This window comes from Paenibacillus tabacirhizosphaerae (assembly GCF_040812395.1).
GTDB lineage: Bacteria > Bacillota > Bacilli > Paenibacillales > NBRC-103111 > Paenibacillus_E.
On sequence record NZ_JBFNXH010000055.1, the window covers coordinates 1 to 2,132 of the forward strand.

Genomic DNA, 2,132 nt, shown 5'->3' on the forward strand with positions numbered 1-2,132 from the left:
GGAGCGATTCCGGCGTACATGGCCAGCTTTTGCGGTGTCGGGAAGCGGTGAATGTTCCCGATCTCGCTAATAAAGGCGCAGGCGCTCAGAAACTCCATGCCTGTCAGCGTTTCAAGCTGAAAGCCCAGACTCTGCACCAAGGGCTTCAATTGCTTTTCCATGCCGCTAATCTCCAGCCTGTAGAAGCGCAGATTGCGCACCAACACGCCAATCATATGATCGCGCTGGCCTTGGAAGCCCGTTGTCGTATCGCCATCTTTGGCTACATCGGAGAGAATTTGTTCGGCTTTCTCCTGCGTGTATTTTTTCTGACTCCACGTCACGAGAAATTCCGTTAGTTGTTCCAGCGTCACTCCCTTGAGGCAAGAGGGCGAAGGGTACGTTTCCCAGAAGGCCAGCGCGGTCGTGTTGTCCACATTGGCAAACCAAGTACGATAGGAGGGATAGTGCGAATAGATCAAGTGATGAAGACGGTTGACCATCGCCGTCATATTTTTGAGCAGTCCCTTACGAACCGTGAACAGTTGGTTAATCGTCCAGAACAAATCCATCGGCTGAATGTCGGGCAGCCGTTCATGCTCATCGCGCAGCACCTTGGCGATGCATTCGGCGTCCCAACTGTCGCTCTTTTGCACGATGGGGCGGCTTTTGCGCCGTTCGCTGGACAGCCGTCCATTGACTTCCTTGACGGTTTGCTTTTGTTCCGTCAGGTAGACCGCCAAGGCACGACCCCAATTTCCTGTGTCTTCCAGTCCAAAAATTGGACGCACGCCTTTCTTTATGTGCTTTTTGACTTCCGCGAGTAAGTCAGGGTAGGCGGACGGCTTGTTTGAGAAACATAGCTCTCCGCATTTGTTGCCGAGCCAATCGACGAAGACGGCGGTATGCGTCTTTTTGTGCATGTCGATGCCGACAAACAGGTACTTTTTGATCATGGGAAATTCCTCCTCGAATAGGTACGAATATGTGATTATCAAAGAGCAAAATTGACGGTTTCCGCTTGTTGGGGAAGTCGCACGATATCCACGAGTAGCCTAGCTACACAACAGTCCTAGCGAATCCTCTTCCCTTGGCAAAAAACCTTACGCCCATCACTTGCGTACAAGTCACGCGAGTAAGCCTTTTTGCTGGATGAAAGCAAGGAAATGGGAGCGGTCGGCGCATTCTGAAGTCAAGCAGACGAACTGCAAAACGGTCTTAGCGCAGGCGGTGACCGCTCCCACCTTCATTCCTTGTAAGGGCTTGGTAAAAACCCTTACCCATTCCACCTGTACACGCAAGTGGAACGAGTAAATGTTCTTGTCATCCTTGCTTCATCTTCCAAACCTTCGTCCAACCCTTGGGCTGTAGAACTTCATCCGTGAAATACTTGGGATTGTACCGCGCCTTGACCTTGCGGACGCGGATGCTCTCGAAGATGACTTGCCCTGGGCGAACGATCATCTTCTTAATCCAGCCGCCTTGCATCGTCTTCTCCCATACTTGCGTGGAACAGTTGGCGAAGTAGAGACGCAGGGCGGCTTCAATAACCGCGTTCGCGCCGTCCATGTTATCTAATTGCGCCTTCTCCTTCGCAAGTCTCAGCAATTCTTCGTCCAGATTCGTCGTGTACTTGACTCGTGTCATACGTGCATCCTCCTTCGAGTAACCTTATGGTAATTTCCCCATGCTTCTCCAGCACTTCAACCTTGCAACCGGACAGGAAGCCGAGCGCTTCCAACCACTTGCCTTGGACTCGAATGGCGGGGGCTTCTACAACTTGAAACTTGGTATTACGGTACAGAAATGCTCTTGAAACGGTCAATTTACGCATAAATCTACAACTCCTCTCTAATAGAGAGGAAGATGATCGAGACACGGTAAACCTACACAACCACCTTGGTAGATGGTATAATTATCCAAGGTCGCAGTGACAGCCGATTGGCTGTGCGTGTAGGTAGTCTGATTACCTGCATGAGCTTGCAAGTGTTCTAAGCACTTGCAAGTCACGGCGACCCTTCTCATTCCCCTCAGTTGAACAACCCGCAAATGGCGTGGTAGAGCCACTTCGTACCGTGGTAAATCACATCTGCGACAACGCCCACAGCGATAAGCCGAATCTGCCACCGCATCCAGCGGCTCTCTTCCATCTG

General features: G+C 51.3%; 3 protein-coding genes. All 3 read right to left on the reverse strand.

The window, feature by feature from the left end:
- A partial coding sequence (locus ABRS97_RS27900) for an IS110 family transposase (protein ID WP_367819436.1) occupies positions 1-935 on the reverse strand: 935 nt, incomplete at its 3' end.
- A 367-nt stretch (positions 936-1,302) separates the two neighbouring features.
- The gene (locus ABRS97_RS27905) at positions 1,303-1,626 is read right to left on the reverse strand and encodes a hypothetical protein (RefSeq protein WP_367819437.1); all 324 of its coding nucleotides are present in this window, start codon (positions 1,624-1,626) and stop codon (positions 1,303-1,305) included.
- Positions 1,550-1,813 carry a SymE family type I addiction module toxin gene (locus ABRS97_RS27910; RefSeq protein ID WP_367819438.1) on the reverse strand — a complete coding sequence of 88 codons (264 nt, stop codon included), beginning with the start codon at positions 1,811-1,813 and terminating at the stop codon, positions 1,550-1,552. Before ABRS97_RS27910 ends, ABRS97_RS27905 begins: the two co-directional genes overlap by 77 nt.
- Positions 1,814-2,132 lie beyond the last annotated feature (319 nt).